Source organism: Sutterella massiliensis, from assembly GCF_016899755.1.
Classification (GTDB): Bacteria; Pseudomonadota; Gammaproteobacteria; order Burkholderiales; family Burkholderiaceae_F; genus Sutterella; species Sutterella massiliensis.
Genome location: NZ_JACJJC010000006.1, coordinates 20,429 through 41,958, shown reverse-complemented (window position 1 = coordinate 41,958; position 21,530 = coordinate 20,429). Strand labels below are relative to the sequence as shown.

General features: G+C 61.5%; 19 protein-coding genes. 17 read left to right on the top strand and 2 right to left on the bottom strand.

What is annotated here, in order from left to right:
* Positions 1 to 8 precede the first annotated feature (8 nt).
* From H6A60_RS05085 to fabZ, 15 genes are all read left to right on the top strand, one after another.
* Positions 9 to 404 (top strand): YgiW/YdeI family stress tolerance OB fold protein, encoded by a 396-nt coding sequence (locus H6A60_RS05085; protein ID WP_205102329.1) that lies wholly within the window; start codon positions 9 to 11, stop codon positions 402 to 404.
* A gap of 355 nt (positions 405 to 759) precedes the next feature.
* Positions 760 to 1,518, top strand: coding sequence for a 30S ribosomal protein S2 (gene rpsB / locus H6A60_RS05080; RefSeq protein WP_205102328.1), 759 nt, complete (start codon positions 760 to 762; stop codon positions 1,516 to 1,518).
* A 156-nt stretch (positions 1,519 to 1,674) separates the two neighbouring features.
* Entirely contained in the window at positions 1,675 to 2,562 is an 888-nt protein-coding gene (gene tsf / locus H6A60_RS05075) for a translation elongation factor Ts (protein ID WP_205102327.1), read from the top strand.
* Between the two features lie 292 nt (positions 2,563 to 2,854).
* Positions 2,855 to 3,592, top strand: a complete 738-nt coding sequence (pyrH, locus tag H6A60_RS05070) for a UMP kinase (RefSeq protein ID WP_205102326.1) — start codon at positions 2,855 to 2,857, stop codon at positions 3,590 to 3,592.
* 212 nt (positions 3,593 to 3,804) lie between these two features.
* Positions 3,805 to 4,365, top strand: coding sequence for a ribosome recycling factor (frr, locus tag H6A60_RS05065; RefSeq protein WP_205102325.1), 561 nt, complete (start codon positions 3,805 to 3,807; stop codon positions 4,363 to 4,365).
* A 231-nt stretch (positions 4,366 to 4,596) separates the two neighbouring features.
* Positions 4,597 to 5,319, top strand: a complete 723-nt coding sequence (gene uppS, locus H6A60_RS05060) for a polyprenyl diphosphate synthase (protein WP_205102324.1) — start codon at positions 4,597 to 4,599, stop codon at positions 5,317 to 5,319.
* Positions 5,320 to 5,511: 192 nt separating this feature from the next.
* Positions 5,512 to 6,357: a phosphatidate cytidylyltransferase gene (locus tag H6A60_RS05055; RefSeq protein ID WP_205102323.1), complete on the top strand. Its 846-nt coding sequence runs from the start codon at positions 5,512 to 5,514 to the stop codon at positions 6,355 to 6,357.
* A 24-nt stretch (positions 6,358 to 6,381) separates the two neighbouring features.
* Complete coding sequence (locus tag H6A60_RS05050; protein ID WP_205102322.1) at positions 6,382 to 7,023, top strand: YigZ family protein; 642 nt, start codon at positions 6,382 to 6,384, stop codon at positions 7,021 to 7,023.
* Positions 7,024 to 7,232: 209 nt separating this feature from the next.
* Positions 7,233 to 8,420 carry a metallophosphoesterase gene (locus H6A60_RS05045; protein ID WP_205102321.1) on the top strand — a complete coding sequence of 396 codons (1,188 nt, stop codon included), beginning with the start codon at positions 7,233 to 7,235 and terminating at the stop codon, positions 8,418 to 8,420.
* Positions 8,421 to 8,521: 101 nt separating this feature from the next.
* On the top strand, positions 8,522 to 9,706 hold the full coding sequence (locus tag H6A60_RS05040; RefSeq protein ID WP_205102320.1) for a 1-deoxy-D-xylulose-5-phosphate reductoisomerase: 1,185 nt from the start codon (positions 8,522 to 8,524) through the stop codon (positions 9,704 to 9,706).
* Positions 9,703 to 11,121, top strand: a complete 1,419-nt coding sequence (gene rseP / locus H6A60_RS05035) for an RIP metalloprotease RseP (protein WP_205102319.1) — start codon at positions 9,703 to 9,705, stop codon at positions 11,119 to 11,121. The genes H6A60_RS05040 and rseP overlap by 4 nt, the downstream gene beginning before the upstream one ends.
* A 410-nt stretch (positions 11,122 to 11,531) precedes the next feature.
* Positions 11,532 to 13,853, top strand: coding sequence for an outer membrane protein assembly factor BamA (bamA, locus tag H6A60_RS05030; RefSeq protein WP_205102318.1), 2,322 nt, complete (start codon positions 11,532 to 11,534; stop codon positions 13,851 to 13,853).
* A gap of 240 nt (positions 13,854 to 14,093) precedes the next feature.
* Positions 14,094 to 14,705 carry an OmpH/Skp family outer membrane protein gene (locus H6A60_RS05025; RefSeq protein WP_205102317.1) on the top strand — a complete coding sequence of 204 codons (612 nt, stop codon included), beginning with the start codon at positions 14,094 to 14,096 and terminating at the stop codon, positions 14,703 to 14,705.
* A gap of 104 nt (positions 14,706 to 14,809) precedes the next feature.
* On the top strand, positions 14,810 to 15,904 hold the full coding sequence (gene lpxD / locus H6A60_RS05020; protein WP_205102316.1) for a UDP-3-O-(3-hydroxymyristoyl)glucosamine N-acyltransferase: 1,095 nt from the start codon (positions 14,810 to 14,812) through the stop codon (positions 15,902 to 15,904).
* Positions 15,905 to 16,072: 168 nt separating this feature from the next.
* Positions 16,073 to 16,543, top strand: a complete 471-nt coding sequence (gene fabZ / locus H6A60_RS05015; protein ID WP_205102315.1) for a 3-hydroxyacyl-ACP dehydratase FabZ — start codon at positions 16,073 to 16,075, stop codon at positions 16,541 to 16,543.
* A 114-nt stretch (positions 16,544 to 16,657) separates the two neighbouring features.
* Here the strand turns inward: fabZ and H6A60_RS05010 are convergent, their stop codons facing one another.
* On the bottom strand, positions 16,658 to 17,125 hold the full coding sequence (locus tag H6A60_RS05010; protein ID WP_205102314.1) for a YbhB/YbcL family Raf kinase inhibitor-like protein: 468 nt from the start codon (positions 17,123 to 17,125) through the stop codon (positions 16,658 to 16,660).
* 157 nt (positions 17,126 to 17,282) lie between these two features.
* The gene (locus H6A60_RS05005; protein ID WP_205102313.1) at positions 17,283 to 18,230 is read right to left on the bottom strand and encodes a LysR family transcriptional regulator; all 948 of its coding nucleotides are present in this window, start codon (positions 18,228 to 18,230) and stop codon (positions 17,283 to 17,285) included.
* 369 nt (positions 18,231 to 18,599) lie between these two features.
* Here H6A60_RS05005 and H6A60_RS05000 point away from each other — a divergent pair, with 369 nt between their 5' ends.
* Both H6A60_RS05000 and lpxA read left to right on the top strand, forming a co-directional pair.
* The gene (locus H6A60_RS05000) at positions 18,600 to 20,384 is read left to right on the top strand and encodes a flavocytochrome c (protein ID WP_239477601.1); all 1,785 of its coding nucleotides are present in this window, start codon (positions 18,600 to 18,602) and stop codon (positions 20,382 to 20,384) included.
* A 315-nt stretch (positions 20,385 to 20,699) separates the two neighbouring features.
* Complete coding sequence (gene lpxA / locus H6A60_RS04995; RefSeq protein ID WP_205102312.1) at positions 20,700 to 21,488, top strand: acyl-ACP--UDP-N-acetylglucosamine O-acyltransferase; 789 nt, start codon at positions 20,700 to 20,702, stop codon at positions 21,486 to 21,488.
* Positions 21,489 to 21,530 lie beyond the last annotated feature (42 nt).

The following is a 21,530-nucleotide window of genomic DNA, read 5'->3' as shown; positions in this document are numbered from 1 at the left end:
AACGCACGATGATTCAGAACAACCGCACCAAGACTGCGCTCGCTGCCTTCGGCGCTTCGCTTCTTCTTGCTTTCGGCGCCTCGGGCGCGTATGCTGCCGGCCCCCAGGGCTTTGGCGCCCAGACAGCCGCGCAGCCCGGGTTGAGCGGGATGACGACGGTCGCCAAAGTACTCGAAGCCGGCCGCGACGAAGACGTCGTTCGTCTGCGCGGGCGCTTCACGAAGCACATTGAGGACGACAAATACGAATTTGTCGACGAAGCGGGCGGCACGATTCGCGCCGAACTCGACGACGACAACGACTGGACGATGATCGTCAAAGACAAGCCCGTCGAAATTGAGGCAGAGGTTGACCGCTACAAAGAGTGGATCAAGCTCGACGTGATTCGTGCGAAGCCTCTCTGATTTCAGGTTTAGCGGCTTCAAAGAGTCAGCCCGTCCGCAGTGCACCCGCCTGCGGGCGGGCTTTTTGCCGGACGCGGTGTTCGGCACTCGCAAAAAAACTTGTGCGCGAGCTTGAAAACGTTCGGCGCTTCTCGGTACAATTCGGCGCCTGATTTCGGTGCTAAGCGTTTGCCATTCGGGTGCTTTTACTCCCGAGAGCGATGCGGCGCTCGAAGTCGGTGTTTGCAAATCAACCCCCGAGGGCTTGCGGCCCAAGGGAAAATCAGCGCACGACGGCACCCGAGGTGCCGCTCATTTCAAGAAGAAAGAGCCGTTCCTGCCGTTCGTGTCAGTCCAAACCTTGGAGATATTCAAAATGGTCAGCATGCGTGAAATGCTCGAAGCGGGTTGCCACTTCGGCCATCAGACCCGTTTCTGGAACCCGAAGATGGCTCAGTACATCTTCGGCTCCCGCAACAAGATTCACATCATCAACCTCGAACAGACCGTTGTTAAGTTCGACGAAGCCTGCAAGTTTGCCCGTCAGCTCGCTGCTCAGGGCGGCAAGATCCTCTTCGTCGACACGAAGCGCGGCGGCCGCGAAATCATCGCCGAAGAAGCGCAGCGCGCCGGTTGCTGCTGGGTTGACCAGCGCTGGCTCGGCGGCACGCTCACCAACTTCAAGACGGTGCGCGGCACGATCAAGCGTCTGAAGGACATGGAGCAGCAGCTCGAAGACAACACGGCTGCCACGCTCACGAAGAAGGAAGCGCTTGACTTCCAGCGCCACGTCGCCAAGCTCAACAAGTCGATCGGCGGCATCAAGGAAATGACGGGTCTGCCCGACGCCCTCTTCATCGTTGACGTCGGCTACCACAAGATCGCCATCCAGGAAGCGCAGAAGCTCGGCATCCCCGTTATCGGTGTTGTCGACACGAACTGCAGCCCCGAAGGCATCGACTACGTCATCCCGGGCAACGACGACTCCTCGAAGGCTGTCGCGATCTACGCGAGCGGCATCGCCGACGCGATCATCGCCGGCCGTGCCGACAGCGCCACGGAAGTCGTGGAAGCTGCCGCTGAAGAAGAATTCGTCGAAGTGCCGGCCGCTGAAGAAGCTCCGGCTGCCGAATAAGCAGTAAGCTTCGAAGCGAAAGCTGGGCGCCGCTCGAGCGCCGTCCGATGACGGCTAGAGCGGCTCGTTCGAAGGAGGGGGTCTGGCAAAAACGGGCCCCCTTCTCGCAGAAAAGATTTACATCACCTACCTACTGTTATCTCAGGGAGATTGAACATGGCTGCTATTACCGCCGCGATGGTCAAGGAACTGCGTCTGAAGACCGACGCGCCGATGATGGAATGCAAGAAGGCCCTCACGGAAGCCGACGGCGACATGGCCAAGGCCGAAGAGATCCTTCGCGTCAAGCTCGGCAACAAGGCGAGCAAGGCTGCTAGCCGCATCACCGCCGAAGGCGTCGTCGTTGTCTACGTCTCCGAAGACCGCAAGACGGGCGCCATCCTCGAAGTCAACTCCGAAACGGACTTCGTTGCCAAGAACCCCGAATTCATCCAGATGGCCAAGGACGCCGTCAAGCTCGTGGCCGAAAAGGCCCCGGCCGACCTCGCCGCTCTCGCCGCGCTGCCGCTCGGCGAAGGCACGGTCGAAGACGTCCGCAAGGCGCTTATCGGCAAGATCGGCGAAAACATGACCTTCCGCCGCTTCGAACGCATCGAAGCCCAGGGCCTGCTCGCCAACTACGTCCACGGCTCGCGCATCGGCGTGCTCGTTGACATCAAGGGCGGCGACGACGAAGTCGCGCACGATGTCGCCATGCACATCGCCGCTTCGAAGCCGAAGGCCATCGACGAAACCGGCATCGATCCCGAACTGATCGCTTCCGAACATCGCATCGCCATCGAAAAGGCTCGCGAAGCCGGCAAGCCCGAAGCCATGCTCGAACGCATCGCCGAAGGTTCCGTCAAGAAGTTCCTGAAGGAAGTCACGCTCGTCAACCAGCCGTTCGTCAAGAACGACAAGCAGTCCGTGGGCGACCTCCTCAAGTCGAAGGGTGCCGAATGCGCCGCCTACGCCCTCTACGTCGTGGGCGAAGGCCTCGAAAAGCGTCAGGACGACTTCGCCGCTGAAGTGGCTGCTCAGGCTGCTGCCGCGAAGAAGGCCTAATTCGACAGCGCTTTCGATCGCCGGGGCGTGCCGCTTCTTAGGGAAGCTTCCCGAAGCGGCACCGCGACCGAAGAAAAAAACGCAGATTCTCTCGCGGGGATCTGCGTTTTTTCTTTATGCGGCACACGGGACTTCGGCACCCGAACGACGCACGCTGAAAACAAAAAAATCGTCTAGGTAGTTGCTCTTAACGCATACAGTCTGAGCGCGTATAATCTCCGCAATTTGCGAATCGCACGCGCAAGCACGCGCTTCGCTCCGATGTGACATTCCTAAATTGCGGAAGCAGAAAATGGATCAGCAGAAAGAAGAAACCCTGAAGCCCGTTTATAAGCGCATTCTTCTGAAACTCTCCGGCGAAGCCCTGATGGGCGACGACGCCTTCGGTATCAATCGCGCCGTTCTGCAGCGCATGGTTGAGGAAATCAAGAGTGTCGTCGATCTCGGCGTCGAAATCGGCATCGTGGTGGGCGGCGGCAACATCTTCCGCGGCGTTGCGCTCGGTGCGACCGGTATGGACCGCGCTACGGGCGACTACATGGGGATGCTCGCGACCGTCATGAACGCGATGGCGCTTCAGGACTGCTGCCGCAACAACGGCGTCGAAGCGCGCGTGCAGTCGGCGCTTCATATCGAGCAGGTGGCCGAACCCTACATCCGCGGCAAGGCCCTTCGTCATCTGCGCCTCGGCCGCGTCGTGATCTTCGCCGCCGGTACGGGCAACCCCTTCATGACGACCGATACGACCGCGGCGCTGCGCGGTGCGGAAATCGGTGCGGACGTCGTTCTGAAGGCGACGAAGGTCGACGGCATCTACACGAACGATCCGAAGAAGGATCCGACGGCGACGATGTATGACGAAATCACGTTCGACCATGCCCTTCGTTCGAATCTCAAGGTGATGGACGCGACCGCCTTTGCGCTCTGCCGCGAACAGGGCCTTCCGATCAAGGTCTTCAACATCAACAAGAAGGGTGCTCTGAAGCGCGTGCTCCTCGGCGAGAAGGAAGGCACGCTGGTTCACTGCTAAAATCTCTTTCATGCACATCCGACGAGCGAGCCGGCTGCATGCCGGCTCGTTTCGTATCGAATGCAAGCAAAAGAATCCTTTATTCGAGCGATTCGGCCGAAGAAGCGCGGTTCCAACGGGACTTCGTCGGCCGCAAGCGTTTTCAATGAGCGGGCCGCTCGAGGCCTCGGGGCCTTGCCGCCGTCGGCTCAATTCCCGGAGAAATCCAAAAAATGACAGCTGCCGAACATCTCCAGCAGACCGAATTCAAGATGGGCCGCACGGTTGAAGCCCTGCGCGAAGAATTCACGAAGATCCGTACCGGGCGCGCGAGCCCGGCGCTGCTCGACCACATCAAGGTCGACTACTACGGCTGCCCGACCCCGCTCAACCAGGTCTCGCAGATCGGTGTGGGCGATGCGCACACCCTCACGGTTCAGCCGTGGGAAAAGAGCATGATCAAGGTTTGCGAAAAGGCGATCCGCGAATCCGATCTCGGTCTCAATCCCGCGACCTCGGGCGACCTCATCCGCGTGCCGCTGCCCCCGCTCAACGAAGAGCGCCGCCGCGAACTCACGAAGATCGTCAAGGGCTTCAGCGAAGACGCCAAGGTTGCCGTTCGCAATCTGCGCCGCGACGCCAACAGCTACGTCGAACGCGCCTGCAAGGACAAGGAAATTTCCGAAGACGATCAGCGCCGTTTCGAAACCGAAATCCAGAAGCTCACGGACCGCTTTGTTGCCGAAATCGACAAGGTCCTTGAAGCCAAGGAAAAGGAAATCATGACGGTCTAAGACGAAAGGCCGCGACTGTGCGGCCTTGCATCCACGATTGGCCGAAAGAAGCCCGTTTCGAGCGTGAAGCCGCGCTCGTGCGGGCTTTTCCATTTGCGATTTTTCTCGGTTTGGCAGTGTGGTCTGGCGCAACTTTTCGTTGCGAACTGCTCGAGCGCTTCCGAAAGGGGGCGCGGTTGAGCTTTGCTACACTGCTTGCCCGTCAAAAAATCTTTCGACTTTGCTGCACCCATGTCTTTGCACACCGGCTCCGACATTCCGCACCACCTCGCTGTCATCATGGACGGCAACGGCCGCTGGGCCAAAGCGCGCCACTTGCCTCGCGCGGAGGGACACCGACAGGGCGTGCAGGCGCTTCACCGACTCGTTGAACGCGCGGCCGAGCGCGGCGTAAAGGTGCTGACGGTCTTTGCCTTTTCGAGCGAAAACTGGCGCCGGCCGGCAGCAGAAGTGAACATGCTCATGCGTCTATTTGCCGTGGCCCTGCGAGACTGGCGCACGCGTCTGATCGATGCCGGGGTGTCGCTTCGGATCGTGGGCGAACTCGAGCCTTTTCCCGAGGACGTGAAGACGGCGATTGCGCAGACCGAGCGCGCGACTGCGGCTGGAACGCGCATGCGTCTCAACGTGGCGGCCAATTACGGCGGTCGCTGGGACATGTGCCGCGCGGCATCGGCGCTTGCGGCCGAGGGGCTTCCCATCACGCCCGAGGCGATCGCGCAGAAACTCGCGACTGCGCCCGACGGCGACGTCGATCTCCTCATCCGCACCGGCGGCGAGCAGCGCATTTCGAATTTCCTGCTCTGGCAGGCGGCCTATGCGGAAATCTATTTCTCCGACTGCCTCTGGCCCGACTTCAGCGCCGCGCACCTCGATGAGGCGCTGGCTTGGTACGAAGGGCGCGAGCGGCGCTTCGGCATGACGAGCGAGCAGGTGCGAGGAACGGCGGGCTGATTTCGATCACACAAATCTCAAAAGCCTCGTACGTACGCCGTTCGGCCCGACAGGCGTACGCGCGAGGCGTGTCCATGCCTTTTTACGCAAGAGCGACGTCCTTTTCGCTAAAATTCCCGAGATCACTTGCTGCGGAATCCGCCCCGTCAACCCTCGGCGGCGCTTCCCGTTTTCGAAAAGGATTTCTCTCCGATGCTGATGCTTCGCGTGATTACGGCGTTCGTCCTGCTCGTCATTTTGTGCTTTTCCGTCTGGGCGGGACCGCTCTGCTTTGCCGGCGTAATGGCCGTGGGCTTCGGCCTCGCGCTCTACGAGTGGCTTCGCATCGGGAACTTGGGGCCCGTGCCGGCTGCGCTCGTTTCCGCCGTGGAAATGGTTACGCAGTTTTCGCTTTACTGGGCGGGCGCGCTGCCGCGCATGGAATGGTTCCTCTTCATTGTGAACGGCGTCGTGATGATCGCTTGGTTCGCCATCTTCATTGCCGAACTCCTGCACCGCTCGACGGGCTTCAAGGTGTCGGTGCGCCAGTGCCTGCTCTCGGCCGTGGTGTTTGTGCCGGCAGCGTACCTGTCGCTGCTCTACCTCTTTGAAATCGGCGACTGGGTGCTTGTTCTCTCGGTACTTCTCATTGTCTGGGGCGCAGATATTTCCGCCTACTTCTGCGGTCGCGCCTGGGGCAAGCACAAGATGTGCACGGCGATTTCTCCGAAGAAGACTTGGGAAGGCGCGATCGGCGCTTACGTGATCGTGATCGTCTTCTTCCTTCTCACGTACTGGTTCTGCGATCAGAACAACGTCTTCACGAACTTCCTCTTTGACCAGGCGGGCTTCTTCTGGGGCGTCGTTACGCTCGCGCTTCTCGTGGCGCTCTCGATTGCGGGCGACCTCTGGGAGTCGATGCTCAAGCGCTTGGCGGGCATCAAGGACTCTTCAAATCTGCTGCCTGGGCACGGGGGCTTCTTCGACCGTCTTGACGCGTCGCTGCCGGTGCTGCCGGCCGCAACGTGGATCATGCTCGCGGTCATGCTCTCGAAGTAAGGTCTTTGCGAGACAGATCGACGCATGAGCGCCGAACACTACCAAGTCCCGGACTTGAAGCCCGGGGAGCGTCACCGCGCCGAAGAAACGATTCGGCGCTCGCGCTTTATCGTCACCATGGCGCGCGTTGCCTCGAACGAGGAGGCCAAGGCCTTCATTGACGAGGTGCGTGCCGAGCACGCGCATGCGACCCACAACTGCTGGGCGTACGTGGCGGGCGCCCCGGGCGACACGGCCCGCATCGGTGCGAGTGACGACGGCGAACCCAAAGGAACGGCGGGGCGCCCGATGCTCACGGCGCTGCTTCATAGCGGCGTCGGGGAGATCGCAGCCGTCGTGACGCGCTACTTCGGCGGCATTCTTCTGGGAACGGGCGGACTCGTTCGCGCCTATCAGGGCAGCGTCAAGCTCGGACTTGAGTCGCTGCCCGTCAAAACGCGCGAGAAGATGGCTCGCTACGTCGTTTCCGTCGAACCCGCGCAGGCGCCGCAGATCGAGCACATCATCGCGCAGGCGGGCGGCCGCATTCTGACGACGGACTTTCGCTTCGATGCCTCCTACGAAGCGCAGATTCCGGTCGAGGCGGCTGACGCCTTTGAAGCGCGCATTGCGCAGGCAACGAGCGGCGAAGGGCTTGTCGACCGACTCGAAGACGAGATCGAGTAGTGCGGCCCGTTTTGAGCGCGCAAAGCGGAAACGAAATCGAACGAGTACGCGGCGCTTCACGCGAGAGCCGCGTCAAAACGCTTCGCTAAAATACGGGCTCTTCGGGCCGAGAAACGGACGGCTTTTTCGCCACACCTCAAGCGTGCTCACCGAACGCAAGTCACGGAAGTCTCGGGCCCCTTTCAAACGCCAACTAACCGGAAGCCGACATGCGATTTGCCGTTTTCCATTGGGTCATGGTTCTGATCGTGCTCTGGCGCTTCGTGCTGCCGCTCTCGATCCGCCGACCGCTCAAATGGCTCCTCGCCCTCTTTTTTGTTTCGATTGCGCTTTTTTCGAGTGCAGCGACGATGTTTTTCGGCGGGCTCCTGTCGCCCGAGCTCCCGCGCGGCGTGATTGTCGTCAAGGAAGCTTTCGAAGCCTTTCTTCTTTTTACGACCGGGCTTGTGCTTGCGCGCGAAGTCGTGATTTTCTTCACCGTGCTTGCGGGCCGAAGCGGCGAAAAGGCCCATCGCGCCGTGCAGAAGGACCGCAGAACGGCGATCGGTTTGGCGGCTGCGGGCGCCGTCTTGGGCGGCGCGGCACTTTATGGCGGCATCAAGGTCCCCGACGTTGCACGCCGCACGATCTATGTACCCGGTCTCCCTGAGGCGCTCTCGGGGTTTGAATTCGTGCAGCTCTCCGACACGCACGTCTCGGCGCTTCTCACCAAAACCTGGGCCGAGGGGCTTGTAGAGCGTGTGAATTCCCTCAACCCGAAGCTCGTTCTCATCACGGGCGATCTTGTTGACGGCCGCGTCGAGCGTCGACTCGAAGACATCGCGCCTTTTGGGCGAATCAAAGCCGAATTCGGTGTCTTCGGCTGCGACGGCAATCACGAGCAGTACGGCGAATACGAGCGCTGGAAGCAGATCTTTGCCGACCTCGGCATTCGGATGCTGCGTAACGAACACGTGGCGCTCGAGGTCGCGGGCGCTAAGCTTGTGCTCGCAGGTGTGTGCGACCCGATGGCCGCGCGCTTCGGGCGCGAAATGCCCGACGCAGCCAAAGCCTTTGCGGGGGCGCCCGACGGGGCCGATGCCGTGCGCATCCTCATGGCGCACCAGCCGAAATTCTTCCCGCGCTACCGTGAAGCGGCGAACTTTGCGCTGCAGCTCTCCGGGCACACGCACGGCGGGCAGATTCTCGGCATGGACCGCGTCGTCGCGATCATGAACGGCAACTTCGTGCGCGGGCTCTACAGAACCGATCCCGCGAAGCTGCCCGGCAAGGACGCGCAGATGTACGTGCACCCGGGGTCGGGCCTCTGGAACGGCTTCGCCGTTCGCATGGGGGCGCCTTCAGAGATCGCACTGATTCGCCTTGAGCGTGCGCCCGCAGAAAAGACGGCCGCTTAAAACAAAGCAACTGCGGGCGAGACGCTAGGAAAAGAACGAACGGAAAGAACGAACGCAAAACCGTCAGACAATTTCAAAAGACAAAAGGACAGTTAATCAAGATGAGCGTACAGAAGATCACGATTCTCGGCGCTACGGGCAGCATCGGCCGCTCGACGCTCGATGTGCTCAAGGCGCATCCCGACAAATTTGCGCTGCACGCGATTTCGGGCGGCAGCCGCGTCGAGCCGCTCCTCGACATTGCCGAAGCGTTTCGTCCGGCGCGCGTGGCCGTTGCGGACGAGCGTGCGCTTCCTGCACTCATAGCGGGCGCCAAAGCGCGCGGCCTCACGGGGATCGAGCTGAGTGCGGGTGCAGAAGCGTCCGTAAAGTTTGCCGAAGACGCCGAAGCCGACCAGGTCGTGCAGGCGATTGTGGGTGCGGCGGGGCTTGCGCCCACGTTCGCAGCGGCGCGTGCCGGCAAGCGCCTTCTCCTCGCGAACAAAGAGAGCGTCGTCTGCGGCGGCGCGCTTCTGATGCGGACGGCCGAAGAAAAGGACGCGAAGATTCTGCCGGTAGACAGCGAACACAGTGCCGTCTTTCAGTGCCTTGAGTCGGCGACGGCAAAGACGCGCGAAACCGCGCGCATCGTTCTCACCGCTTCGGGCGGTCCCTTCCGCGGCCGCAAGGATCTTTCGGGCATCACGCCCGAAATGGCGGTGAAGCATCCGAAGTGGTCGATGGGCCGCAAGATCAGCGTCGACAGCGCAACGCTCATGAATAAGGGGCTCGAAGTAATCGAAGCTTCGTGGCTTTTCGGCGTGCCGGCCGACCGGATCGACGTTGTCGTGCACCCCGAGTCGATCATTCACTCGATGGTGACCTTTGACGACGGCGCAGTCCTTGCCGAGCTCGGCAACCCCGACATGAAGACGCCGATCGCTTACGCGCTCTCCTGGCCCGAACGCATTGTGAGCGGCGTGGCGCCCTTGGACCTCGCACGCATCGGTCGTCTGACCTTTGAAGCGCCCGACCTCGAAACGTTCCCGCTTCTTCGCATCGCTTACGAGGCGCTTGCCGCCGGCGGCGACCGCACGATCGTTCTGAACGGCGCCAACGAAGAGGCCGTTGCGGCGTTTCTCGATCATGAAATCGGTTTTACGGCCATTGCCGACACGGTGCGCGCCGCGCTCGACGCGTGTGCGCAGACGACGCCCGCCTCGCTCGAAGAGATCTTTGCCGTCGACGCCGCCGCACGCGCTGCGACGCGCCGCTACATTGAGCGCACGCGCTGCGGAGGCCGATGATGGGGGTGCTGCTTTCCGTCATCGGCTTTCTCGTCACGATCTGCGTGATCGTGACGATTCATGAGGGCGGCCACTATCTCGCCGCCAAGTGGCTCGGTTTTGCCGTCAAGCGCTTCTCGATCGGCATGGGCAAGGTTGTCTGGCGCTTCCGCCGCTGGGACACCGAATTTGCCGTCTCGATGCTGCCGATCGGCGGCTACGTGATGTTTGAAGAAGACAGCGACGACCTGCCTGCCGAGAAACGCGCGCGGCTTTTTGAGTACGGTGCGCGCTGGAAGCGTGCGATCGTCGTGGCTGCGGGTCCCGTGATGAACTTCGTTCTCGCGATCGTGCTCTACGCCTCGGCGGGCGCGATCGGCGTTGAAGACATCGCACCCTACGTCGTCGCCAAGCCCGGCACGCAGGTCGAAGCGCAGGGCGTGCAACCGATGGACCGCGTGCTCGCGGTTGACGGCGAACGCATCGAAGGGATTTCGGACTTCAACCTCGCGCTCGTCGAACGCGCGGGTTCGCCCAAGGTCGAGATCACGCTCGCGCGTGCCGGGTCCCGTGCGGCCGAAGACCGCGACGCCCGCGAAGCGGCCTTGGCCGAAGGAACGGACGCCGGCGAAAACGAAGCGACCGGTGTCTACACGAGAACGTTCGACCTCTCGGACCTCACGCTCGACGGCATTGCCGATCAGAAGGGCTTCGCCTTCCCGTCGGTGGGCTTCCTCTTGACGGGGCGCGGCATCGTCATTGCCGACGTGGTCGCTGGCGGCCCCGCCGACAAGGCAGGTCTCAAGCAGCACGACTTTGTTCTCGAAGTTGCGGGTGAACGCGCGACGACAGCGAACTTCTCGGCGAAGATCCGCGAGAGTGCCGGCAAGCCCCTCGAGCTCGTCGTTCGCGGCGAATCGGGCGAGCGGCGCATCGTCGTCACGCCCGACGCCGTGCTTGACGAAAAAACGGGCGAGACCGTCGGGCGCGCGCAGCTGCGCTATGGGCCTTCGATCGAACTCTCGACCGTTCGTCACGGACCGATCGATTCGATTCGCTTGGCAGTCGACAAGGTCGCCCGCATGACGATCTTCCAGTTCACGACCGTGAGCAGCATGGCCAAGGGCGAAGTGAGCGCGGAAAACCTCTCGGGCCCGGTCGGCATCGCCGATATGGCGGGCAACGCCGTTGCGGCGGGCATCTCCGCGTTTCTCGAGTACATCGCGCTTATTTCGGTCGCGATCGGCTTCATGAACCTCATTCCGATTCCCGCGCTCGACGGCGGTCAGCTCGTGATTCTTGCGCTCGAAGGGGCTCTTCGCCGCAACTTTACGAAGCGCGTGAAGGAAATGCTGGGCGCGGCTTCGGTCGCGATTCTGCTGCTCTTGACGGTCTACGTCACGATGAACGACGTGGCGCGTCTTTCGGGCGGCTAAACTTCTTGATCGGCTGCCCGCGAAGGCTGGGCGCTCTGCCGCGCAAACGCGTCCGTCGTCGCTTTCGGGTTCGACAAACGCTTTCGCGGTGCGGTTTGCTCGCATTTCAGCGGTCTGGGGAGTGTTAACTCCAGCTTGAAAGTTGAATTTTCACGTTAGGCGGCCTTTTGAGCGGCCGCCTAAGCGCCTTCAAATTTGGTAACCTTAACCCGATTTTTTGCCGACCCGTTTTCGGGGGTCCGTGTGCGTCGTTTTTCTTTTGGAAAGCGCTTCGTGCCGGCTGCCCGTTTTTGTTCGGGTCGGCCGCATGGTTTGCGTGCGTTTTTTCCGTGAGTTTCGCGTCGCTCGCGCGGGCAGACTGTCCGCTCGTGCTTCGAGCGCCGAAACGAGAACAGAAAGAGAGTTCCGTCTTGCAGCGCCCACATCTGACCCGAATTGCAGCGTCGCTTGCCGCCCTGAGCCTTTTTGCCGGCAGCGTCAGTGCCTTTACGATCTCCGACATCCGCGTCGAGGGTATCTCGCGTACCGAGCCCGGTACGGTTTTCTCACACCTGCCTTTCCAGGCTGGCGACGAATACACGCCCGAAAAGGGCGCTCGCGCCATCCATTCGCTCTATCAGTCGGGACTCTTCCGGGACGTCTCGCTCTCGCAGGACGGCGATGTGCTCGTCGTGCGCGTGATGGAACGACCGGCAGTTGCCACCATCGAAACGCACGGCATCAAGGCGTTTGACAAGGATGCCGTGGAAAAGAGTCTTCGAGATGTCGGTATGGCCGAGGGCCGCATCTTCGACCAGGCGACGCTCGAGCGTGCCGACCAGGAACTGCGCCGCCAGTATCTCGCCCGCGGCTACTATGGCGTCTCGGTGAAGACCACGGTAACGCCGCTTGAGCGCAACCGCGTGCGCATCACGATCAGTGTTGACGAAGGCAGCGCCTCCTCGATCGCGTCGATTCGCTTCACGGGCAACCAGACGTTCGAAAGCGACGAACTCCTCGACATGATGCAGCTCGGCACGCCGAACTGGATGTCCTGGTACACGAAGCGCGACCTCTACTCGCGCGAAAAGCTCGCCGCGGACTTGGAAACGATCCGCTCGTTTTACATGAACCAGGGCTACCTCGACTTCAAGATCGACTCCGTGCAGGTCTCGATCGCGTCGAACAAGTCCGACGTCTTCATCGCCATCAACCTGACCGAAGGCGAGAAGTACACGATTTCGGGCGTGAAGCTGCAGGGCGACATGCTCGGTCTCGACAAGGACCTTGAAGCGCTCGTGACGATCAAGCCCGGCGAAATCTACAACGCCGAAACGGTGAAGAACGTTTCGACCGCCATTACCGACAAGCTTTCGACGCTCGGCTATGCCTTTGCGAGCGCGAACGCCAATCCGATCTCGGACGCGAACAATCGCACGGTTGAAATCGTCTACACGGTCGACCCGGGCCGCCGCGCTTACGTGCGCCGCGTCAACATCATCGGCAACAACCGCACCCGCGACGAAGTGATTCGCCGCGAAGTCCGTCAGTACGAAGCCGCTTGGTTCGACAGCGACAAGGTGAAGCTCTCGCGCGACCGTATCGACCGACTCGGCTACTTCGAGTCCGTCACGGCCGAACCGAAGCCCGTGCCCGGCACGCGCGACCAGGTCGACCTTGAAGTGAACGTGAAGGAACGTCCGACCGGTTCGATCTCGCTCGGTGCCGGCTACTCGACTTCTGAAGGCATCATCCTGTCGGCCGGTTTTGCCCAGAACAACGTCTTCGGTACCGGTAATTCGGTCTCGGTCGAAGTCAACACTTCGAAGTCGCAGCGTACCTACGCGCTCTCCGTGGTGGAACCGTATGTCACGCCCGAAGGCGTGAGCCGCTCCTACGACCTCTACGACCGCCGCGTCGACCTCGATGAACTCGACGTTGCGGACGTTGAATACGAAACCCGCGGCGTGGGCGTTTCCTGGGGTATTCCCTTCACGGAACTCGATCGCGTGTACCTGGGCGGCAAGCTCGAATCGACCAAGGTGATGACGAACAGCAACTCGCCGCAGCGCTACATCACCTATGCGGACAAGTTCGGCGAAAATCCCTGGAGCGTCGCGCTCACGCTCGGCTGGTCGCGAGACAGCCGCGACAATTCGCTCGCGCCGACGCGCGGCGTGTACCAGCGCCTTTCCGGTGAATTCGGTCTGCCGGGCGGCGACATCCAGTACTACAAGGCAACGTACCAGTACCAGCAGTACATTCCGCTTTCGAGAACGTGGACGCTCGCTTTCAACGGCGAAATCGGCTACGGCGACGTGTACGGCAGCACCGACATGTTCCCGTTCTTCAAGAACTTCTACGCGGGCGGTATCGGTTCGGTGCGCGGCTTCGAAAACGGCAGTCTCGGTCCGAAGGAATACGACCCGTACGACAACGACAGCGACAACCTGGGCGGCGACCGTATGGCGACGTTCTCCCTCGAACTGCTCGCGCCGCTGCCTGGCGGCGACCGTACGCTGCGAATCTTCGGGTTCCTGGACGGCGGTATGGTCTGGGGCTACGAAGGCATCGGCAACGGTCGCTATCGCCGTCAGCCGATCGACTTCGGCGATCTGCGCTACTCGACCGGTATCGGCGTGGCTTGGATCTCGCCCCTGGGCCCGCTCAAGTTCTCGATCGCTGCGCCGCTCAACGACGAGTCGGGCGACGACGTGCAGCGCTTCCAGTTCCAGATCGGTACGGGCTTCTAAGCCGCTTTGTACCGCGCTTCCTTCGAGGTGCCGCCCCAAGTCGGCCCCTCGGGGAAGCGGCAAAACCGCGGATTTTCGGTTCGCCGAAGCCGCGGTTTTTTTGTCGCGTCCTGTTCATTGCTAGAATCGCAAAAACAACTGCGGCGCGAGCGCTCTGCGCGCGGGGTGCGGCTCTTTGCGGGCCGTCTTTGCGGCGGGCGCGCTTTGCCGCGCCGCGATTTTTATTGAAAAGGTCCTCCCATGTTCGATTTCAAGTCCGCAACACTTTGCGCCGCATTCGGACTCGCACTTGCGGTGTCGGGCAGCGCCGCGGCTGCGCCCGATGCCGGACCGGCTGCGGCCGGCAAGGCGCCCGCAACGAGAGGCGTTGTCGAAAAGGTTCAGCCTGCGGCGGGCACGTCGCTCAAGATCGGCGTCGTCAACATGGAGCGCATCCTTCGCGAGGCGAAGCTCGCCATTCAGGCGAGCGACCGCTTGAATGCCGAAGGTCAGCGCCGGCAGGAAGAAATCGAAGCGCTTTCGCGCCGCTTCAAGTCGCGCCTCGAGCGCTTTGAAAAGAACGCGCCCGATATGGACGAATCCTCGCGCGTGCAGGAGCGCCGAGCACTCGCTGAAATGGAGCGCGACGTTACGCGCCGCACGCGCGAAGCGCGCGAAGAATTCAATCAGCGCCGCAACGAAGAGGTGCTCTTCCTGCAGAGCCGCGCTGCGCGCATCGTGCAGGAAATCGCCAAGAAGGACAAGTTCGACCTGGTGCTTTACGAGTACTTCTACGCGAGCGACCGCGTCGACCTCACGCGCCGTGTCATCGAAGAGCTTGACCGCGGCGTTGCGGACACCGAGAAAAAGTAAGCGCTTGCTTTTTAACGTCGAGAAGAACACATCGATGCGTGCATCGCCCGGACGTCGTATACCAAGGGCGGCGATGCGCCACTTGTTGAAGGAAGAATTTCAGGATGTCAGAGAAGAGCTTCGTACTTTCCGAATTGGTTGCGCTGATCGCCGAGCGCTCGAAGAATCGCCTTGCCATGCGGATTGAGGGCGAGGGGAGCGTTCGCGTGAGCCGCTTCATGCCGCCGCAGCACGCGGGTGAAGGGGACATGAGCTTCCTCTCGGATCCGGCTTACGCCGAAGCGATGAAGGCGAGTGCGGCTTCGGTGCTCGTGATGCGCGAAAAGGACGCGCGCGCCGTCTTTGGCGAGGCGCTCCCCGCGCGCACGATTCTTCTTTGTGACAACCCGTATGCCTTCTTTGCCTTTGCCTCGCAGTTCCTCTATCCCGTCGAGCGCGTGCCCGGCATTCATCCGCAGGCCTACGTGGAAGAGGGGGCCGAGGTCGATCCGACGGCCACGGTCGACGTTTTCGCCGTTGTTCGCAAGGGTGCGAAGATCGGCGCCAATGCGCTGATTTCCGCAGGCGTCTATGTGGGCGAAAATGCGGTTGTGGGTGCCGATACGGTCATCTACCCGAACGCGGTCCTCTACCACGATACGGTTGTGGGTGAAGGCTGCTGCATTCAGTCGGGCGCCGTCCTGGGCGGCGACGGCTTCGGCTTTGCGCCCTTCCAGGGCGAATGGGTGAAGATCCCGCAGCGCGGCCGTACCGTTATCGGCAACGACGTCGAAGTGGGCGCCAACACCACGATCGACCGCGGCGCGCTCGAAGATACGACCGTGGGTGAAGGCACGAAGATCGACAACCAGATTCAGCTCGGTCATAACGATCGCATCGGCAAGCACTGCGTGATGGCTTCGTGCGTGGGCATTGCTGGCTCGACCACCGTGGGCGACCATGTCATGATCGGGGGTGCCGCGATGATCAACGGCCACATTACGATTCCGTCGGGTTCGGCGATCGGGCCCGCCACGGCCGTGACGGGCTGGGGGAAGGAACCCAAGCAGCTCACGGGCTTTTTCCCGGCGCTCGGCATGCGCGAATTTAAGCTCACGGCTGCCACGATCACGCGCCTTCCCGAGATGCGAAAAGAACTCAAGTCGCTGCAGCGCGAAGTCGAAGAATTGAAAGCGCTAATCCGAAAGGGAGAAGCGTAAAAGCGCCAAACGCGCGAAAATCAAGTACTTGAAGTGGTTTCGGGCGCGTTTGCGCCCGAAAGCCTTTCGGCAGGACCCCAGACGATCGTTCTCTCGGACGATCCGGCCGCGAAAGGCGCCGCTCACACGAAACGAATTCCCATTTTTGTCGGAACACCCAGTAAACAAATGCCCAAAACCCTTAACATCAACGAGATCATGGATCAGCTGCCGCATCGGTATCCGTTCCTTTTGATCGATCGCGTCATCGAACTTTCCGACGACCTCACGCGCGTCGTCGCCATCAAGAACGTCACGATGAACGAACCGCAGTTCACGGGCCATTTCCCGCAGGTGCCGGTGATGCCGGGCGTTCTGATCATCGAAGCGATGGCCCAGGCCTGCGCCATTATTGCGCTCGCGCGTCTGCCTGAAGACGTCGACCGCAAGAAGTGCCTTTACTACTTTGCCGGCATCGACAACGCGCGCTTCAAGCGCGTCGTGCAGCCCGGCGACCAGCTCGTGATCGAAGGCAAGTTCCTGCGCTCGAAGATGGGCCTCGGGATCTTTGAAGCCGTTGCCAAGGTCGACGGCAAGGTTGCCGCGCAGGCGCAGATGATGTGCGCTTATCGGCCGGCCCCTGGCGCCGCAGGGAAGTAACGCCGCGACGCCTTCCCTGAGGTGAAGCGTCCTTGCGGCGCAGCAGAAAAGTCCCCGAACCGGCATGCCGGAACGGGGATTTTCTTTATGTCCGCCGAGCCGTGAGCGCCTGCGTTATTCGACGACGTAGGTTGCGGTGAGCTTGGCCTTCCCAATGGCCTTTGCGTTCAGCATGAAGCCTGCGGTCGGGCAATTGGCGTCTGCAGCAAGGCCGAGCTTTTCCTCCGGCAGCGCCCAAACGGTGAAAACATAGCGGTGCATGCCGTCGCCCGCGGGCGGCGCCGCGCCGCCGAAAGCGGCTTCGCCGTAGTCGTTGCGAAGCATCACGGCGCCGAGCTCGGAGAGCGACTCGGGCGAAACGCCTTCGGGAAGCGACGAAACGCTGCGCGGAATGTCAAGAACGCACCAGTGCCACCAGCCCGATCCGGTCGGCGCATCTGGATCAAAGCAGGTGACGGCAAAGCTTTTCGTGCCCGCCGGCGCATCGCGCCAAAGGAGCGCAGGCGAGAGGTTGCCGCCCGCATAGCTTTGTGCGGCCGGCATGCGCGAGCCTTCCTCAATCGTGGTGCTCAGAAGCTTCATGTGAGGTTTTCCTTTCCGATTGAATGAACAAGAAACAGATAGGACGGCCTGGGCCGTGAAGTTGAAGAAATTCTATCGGAAGCTCGCTTTCGATTGAGTCTGCTGGGGGCTTGAAATGTTGCGAAGGCTCTTTTCGCTTTCGGCGAAGGCACGCGGCTTAGCTGCCGCCGAGGCCTAGAGCGCCCGGAATGACGGGCGTGAAAGGCGAGCGGGCAGCTTCCTGAAGGTGCGAGAGGAGCTTCCTCGCAGCGTCTGTGAGCCGGCTCTCGTCGGCAGGCACTGCGATGCGCAGCATGCGGCGCGCCCAGTCGTCTTCGAGCCGCACGAGCGAGAGCGACAGGTCGCGGCCGAAGAAGGTCTCGTAGGTTGAGGCCGTTGCGAAGCCGATGCCCACGCCCGCACGAACATACCGGGCCATGATGCCGATGCTTGGCACGCGGATGCGCGGCACGATCGGGCGGCCGAGCTCAACGGCCTTCTCAAGCATGTAGGCCTGCATGACGGAATCGTTCGAAAGCGTAACGAAATCCTCTTCGAGCGCATCCAGAAAACTGCAGCGCCCTTTGAGGGCAAGCGGATGATCCTTCGCGGCAAAGAGCGCGAGCGTGTCTTCTCGATAGGGATGAAAGGCAAGGCCGCCGTAAAACTCCGTGTGTGCCGTGATGCCGATGTCGGCTTCGCCGAGCGCAATGGCTTCGGCCACGCCTCGGCTCGTGAGGAGCTTCTGCTCGATGCGGATTTCCGGGTGCGCCAGAAGGAAGCGGCTCAGATCGTCGGGCAGAAAAGCCACGGCTGCGTTGTAGTTTGCTGCGAACCGCACAACGAGGCGCTCGTCGCCGCGAAAGACCGACATGGCTTCGGTCATGCTGGCGACCTGCCGAAAGACTTTCCGAGTTTCCGCAGCAAGCCGCTCGCCAGCGAGCGTGAGCGCAAGCCCGCGCGGCAGGCGCGTCACAAGCTCGCAGCCCGCTTCTGCTTCCAGGTGCTTGAGCCGAACACTCGCTGCCGATGGCGTAATGCAGCACTGCGCAGCCGCACGCGTAAGGTTGCCCGTGTCGGCAATGGCAAGAAAGACGCGGAGGTCCGTAAAGTTGATATGTTTCATCGGGAATCGGATATTCGCCGCGGAATGCTGGAAGAGGCTTGATAAGCAAAGAAAAGCAACCCGACCGTTCGCGGAATGCGAACGATTGGTTAGCGAAATAGAAATTTTAAATGGAGGCGGGGCTCCATAAACTTGTGGACTGAAGTAAAGCTCGCTCGAGCGCTTTGTTCGGATCAATCGAACGGGTGGCGCATCGAGAGAAAAAGCCTCAGGCGCCCCCAATTCAGGCGGCACGCGGGCAAAAGAAAAGGAGCGCTTCGTCGCCGGAATTTTTGCCGGAACCCCGGCCCCCAAAGCGGCTGGACGCATGGGGCCGGGCGCGTTTTAGGGAGAAAGGCCGAGCGGCAGACCTCGGAAGGAGAGAAAAATATGATGCTTCGTCAATCCGCAACGGCCGCGATCCTTGCGGCGCTATTCGCTTCCTTTTCAGCTCAGGCGGCAGAGAAGGACTTCAATGCCCAGCTTGCGGGCGCACACATGAAGAAGGGCTTTGACTGCGCGACCTGCCATGTCGACGGCATGAAAGTGAGCGACTCGGAAAAAGAAATCAACAAGCAGTGCGTGAGCTGCCACGGCGGGCTTGAAAAGCTTGCTGACCCGAAAAAGACACCCGATCCGCATGCGAGCCACATCGGCACGATCCAGTGCACGGCTTGCCATGCTGGGCATGTCGAGTCGCAGTCTTACTGCCTCAGCTGCCACGACTTCCCGGCGATGAAGATTCCCTTCGGCAGCGCCAAGCCGCTCGAGTGGAAGTGGAAGGATCTCGCGTCCTACAAGGATGCGGCGCCTGTGCGAACCGAAGAAGCTGACCTCGTTGTTGTGGGTTCGGGCGCAGCGGGCTTCGTCGCAGCGATGGAGGCGCACGAAAAGGGCGTTCGCAACATCGTCATTCTTGAAAAGATGCCGATTCCGGGCGGCAACTCGCAGTTTGCCGCGGGCGGCATGAACGCAGCGGGCTCCGTCTATCAGAAGGCCAAGGGCATCGAGGATTCGGCCGAGCTGATGGCCGCCGACACGATGAAGGGCGGCAAGAACACGAGCAACCCCGAGCTCGTGGAAATCTTTGCGAGAAACTCTGCCGAATCGATTGCCTGGCTCAAGGCGCGCGGCGCAGAACTTGAAAACGTGGCTGCGGGCGGCGGCGCCTCAGCGCCCCGCATGCACGGTCCGAAGGGCGGCAAGGCGGTCGGGCCCTATCTGTCGGCGTTCTTCCGCGATCAGGCCGAAAAGATGGAAGGCGTTGACCTGCGCCTCAACAGCCGCCTGGTGCGCCTCATGACGGACAAGACGGGCGCAGTGACCGGCGTGCTCGTGGAAGGCAAGCACAACGGCATCTACGAGATCAAGGCCAAGGCGGTCGTGCTCGCCACGGGCGGCCTCGGCGCCAACAAGTCGCTCGTCAAGAAGTATCTGCCGAATCTGGATCCGGCCACGAAGACTTCGAACCAGCCGGGCACGACGGGCGACGGCATGTACCTCGGCGAACAGATCGGCGCGGCGCTCGTCGACATGAAGGAAATTCAGCTCAATCCGACGCTCCTTGTCGGGTCGCCCGTCATTATTTCGGAGACGGTGCGCGGGCAAGGCGCGGTTTTCGTCAACCGCGAAGGCAAGCGCTTCATTTCCGAGATGACCACGCGCGACGTCACGAGCGCGGCCGTCTCTGCGCAGACGGGCGGCACCGCCTTTGAAATTTTTGACGACGGCACGGTGAGCCGCGTCGCGCAGCTCAAGGCCTGCTTCAAGCTCGGACTTGTGAAGGAAGGCAATACGCTCGAAGAGCTCGCGAAGAACGCCGGCATCGATCCGAAGGCGCTCGTCGAAACGATCCGCGTCTACAACGGCTACGTGGATGCCGGGAAGGATCCCGACTTCAATCGTCCGAAGCCCCCCTTCAAGATCGAAGGCCCGAAGTTCTATGCGATTGAAATCACGCCTGCCATTCACTACGCCATGGGCGGCCTGAAGTTCAACGCAAAGACCCAGGTGATCAACACGGAAGGCAAGCCCATTGAAGGCCTCTTCGCAGCCGGCGAAACGACGGGCGGCCTGCACGGCAAGAACCGTCTCGGCGGCAACTCCGTCTCCGAAACGATCACGTTCGGCCGCATTGCAGGCGAGGAAGCCGCCAAGCGCGTGCTTGGCGAATAACCGGCTGCGTTCGTCCGGTTCCGCACGGGGCATCGCCCTGATGCGGCGCCCGACGGCGCCGGCGTGAAAACCGGTGATTTTTTAGAGCCGCTTCTTCCGAAAGGAAGAAGCGGTTTCCGTCTGCGCGGCGCGCACACGTCAAAATTATTCAAAAAGGCGCTTCGCTCCGTATAATCAAAGGTTGATCGGCGGCTGAGGCTAATACCTTCGACTGAAGTGCCAAGCGTTCAGCGCGCCCCTCCAGCACAACAGGAGGCTCGGTCCTGCGCTCTCGGGCGCGGTTGAAGCGGCCTCAACCAAGGAACAGCTATCGGCATGGCACAAATTCACCCGAGCGCGGTCGTCGACCCGCATGCTGAACTTGCCGACGACGTCGTCGTCGGTCCTTTTTGCCTCATCGGGCCCCGGGTACGAATCGGCGCAGGCACCGTTCTCAGAAGCCACGTGGTTGTTGAAGGTCGCACCGAAATCGGCTGCCGCAACGTGGTGTATGCCGGCACGAGCATCGGCTGCGCGCCGCAGGACAAGAAATATGCGGGCGAAGACACGCGCCTTGTCGTAGGCGACGACAATGTCATTCGCGAGAACTGCACGCTCTCGATCGGCACGATTCAGGATCAGGGCCTCACGGTCGTGGGAAGCCGTAACCTTCTGATGGCCAATGCGCATGTAGCGCACGACTGCATTGTCGGCAACGACACGATTCTTGCCAACAACGTCGCTTTGGGCGGTCACGTGCATGTTGACGATCATGCAATTGTGGGCGGGCAGACCGGTGTTCATCAGTTCGTCAGGATCGGGGCGTACGCTATGGTTGGCGGCGCTTCGGGCGTGCTGCAGGACGTGCCGCCGTACCTCATTTGCCATCTGAATCCCTGTACGCCGGCGGGCCTCAATATTGTGGGTCTGCGCCGCGCGGGCTTCACGGACGAGCAGGTGAGAGCACTTCGCCGCGCCTACGGCGCCTTCTACCGCGAGAATCTCACGGCCAAGGACGCCTGCGAAAAGATCGAGGCGATGGCTCAGGAATTTCCGGGCGCTGCCAAAGAGCTCGCGCGTTTTGTCGAATTCGTCCGCGCTTCAAAGCGCGGCGTGATCCGCTAAAGCGCCCGAGTACCGAAGCGGCCCCCTGGTTGCCTCAGCGGA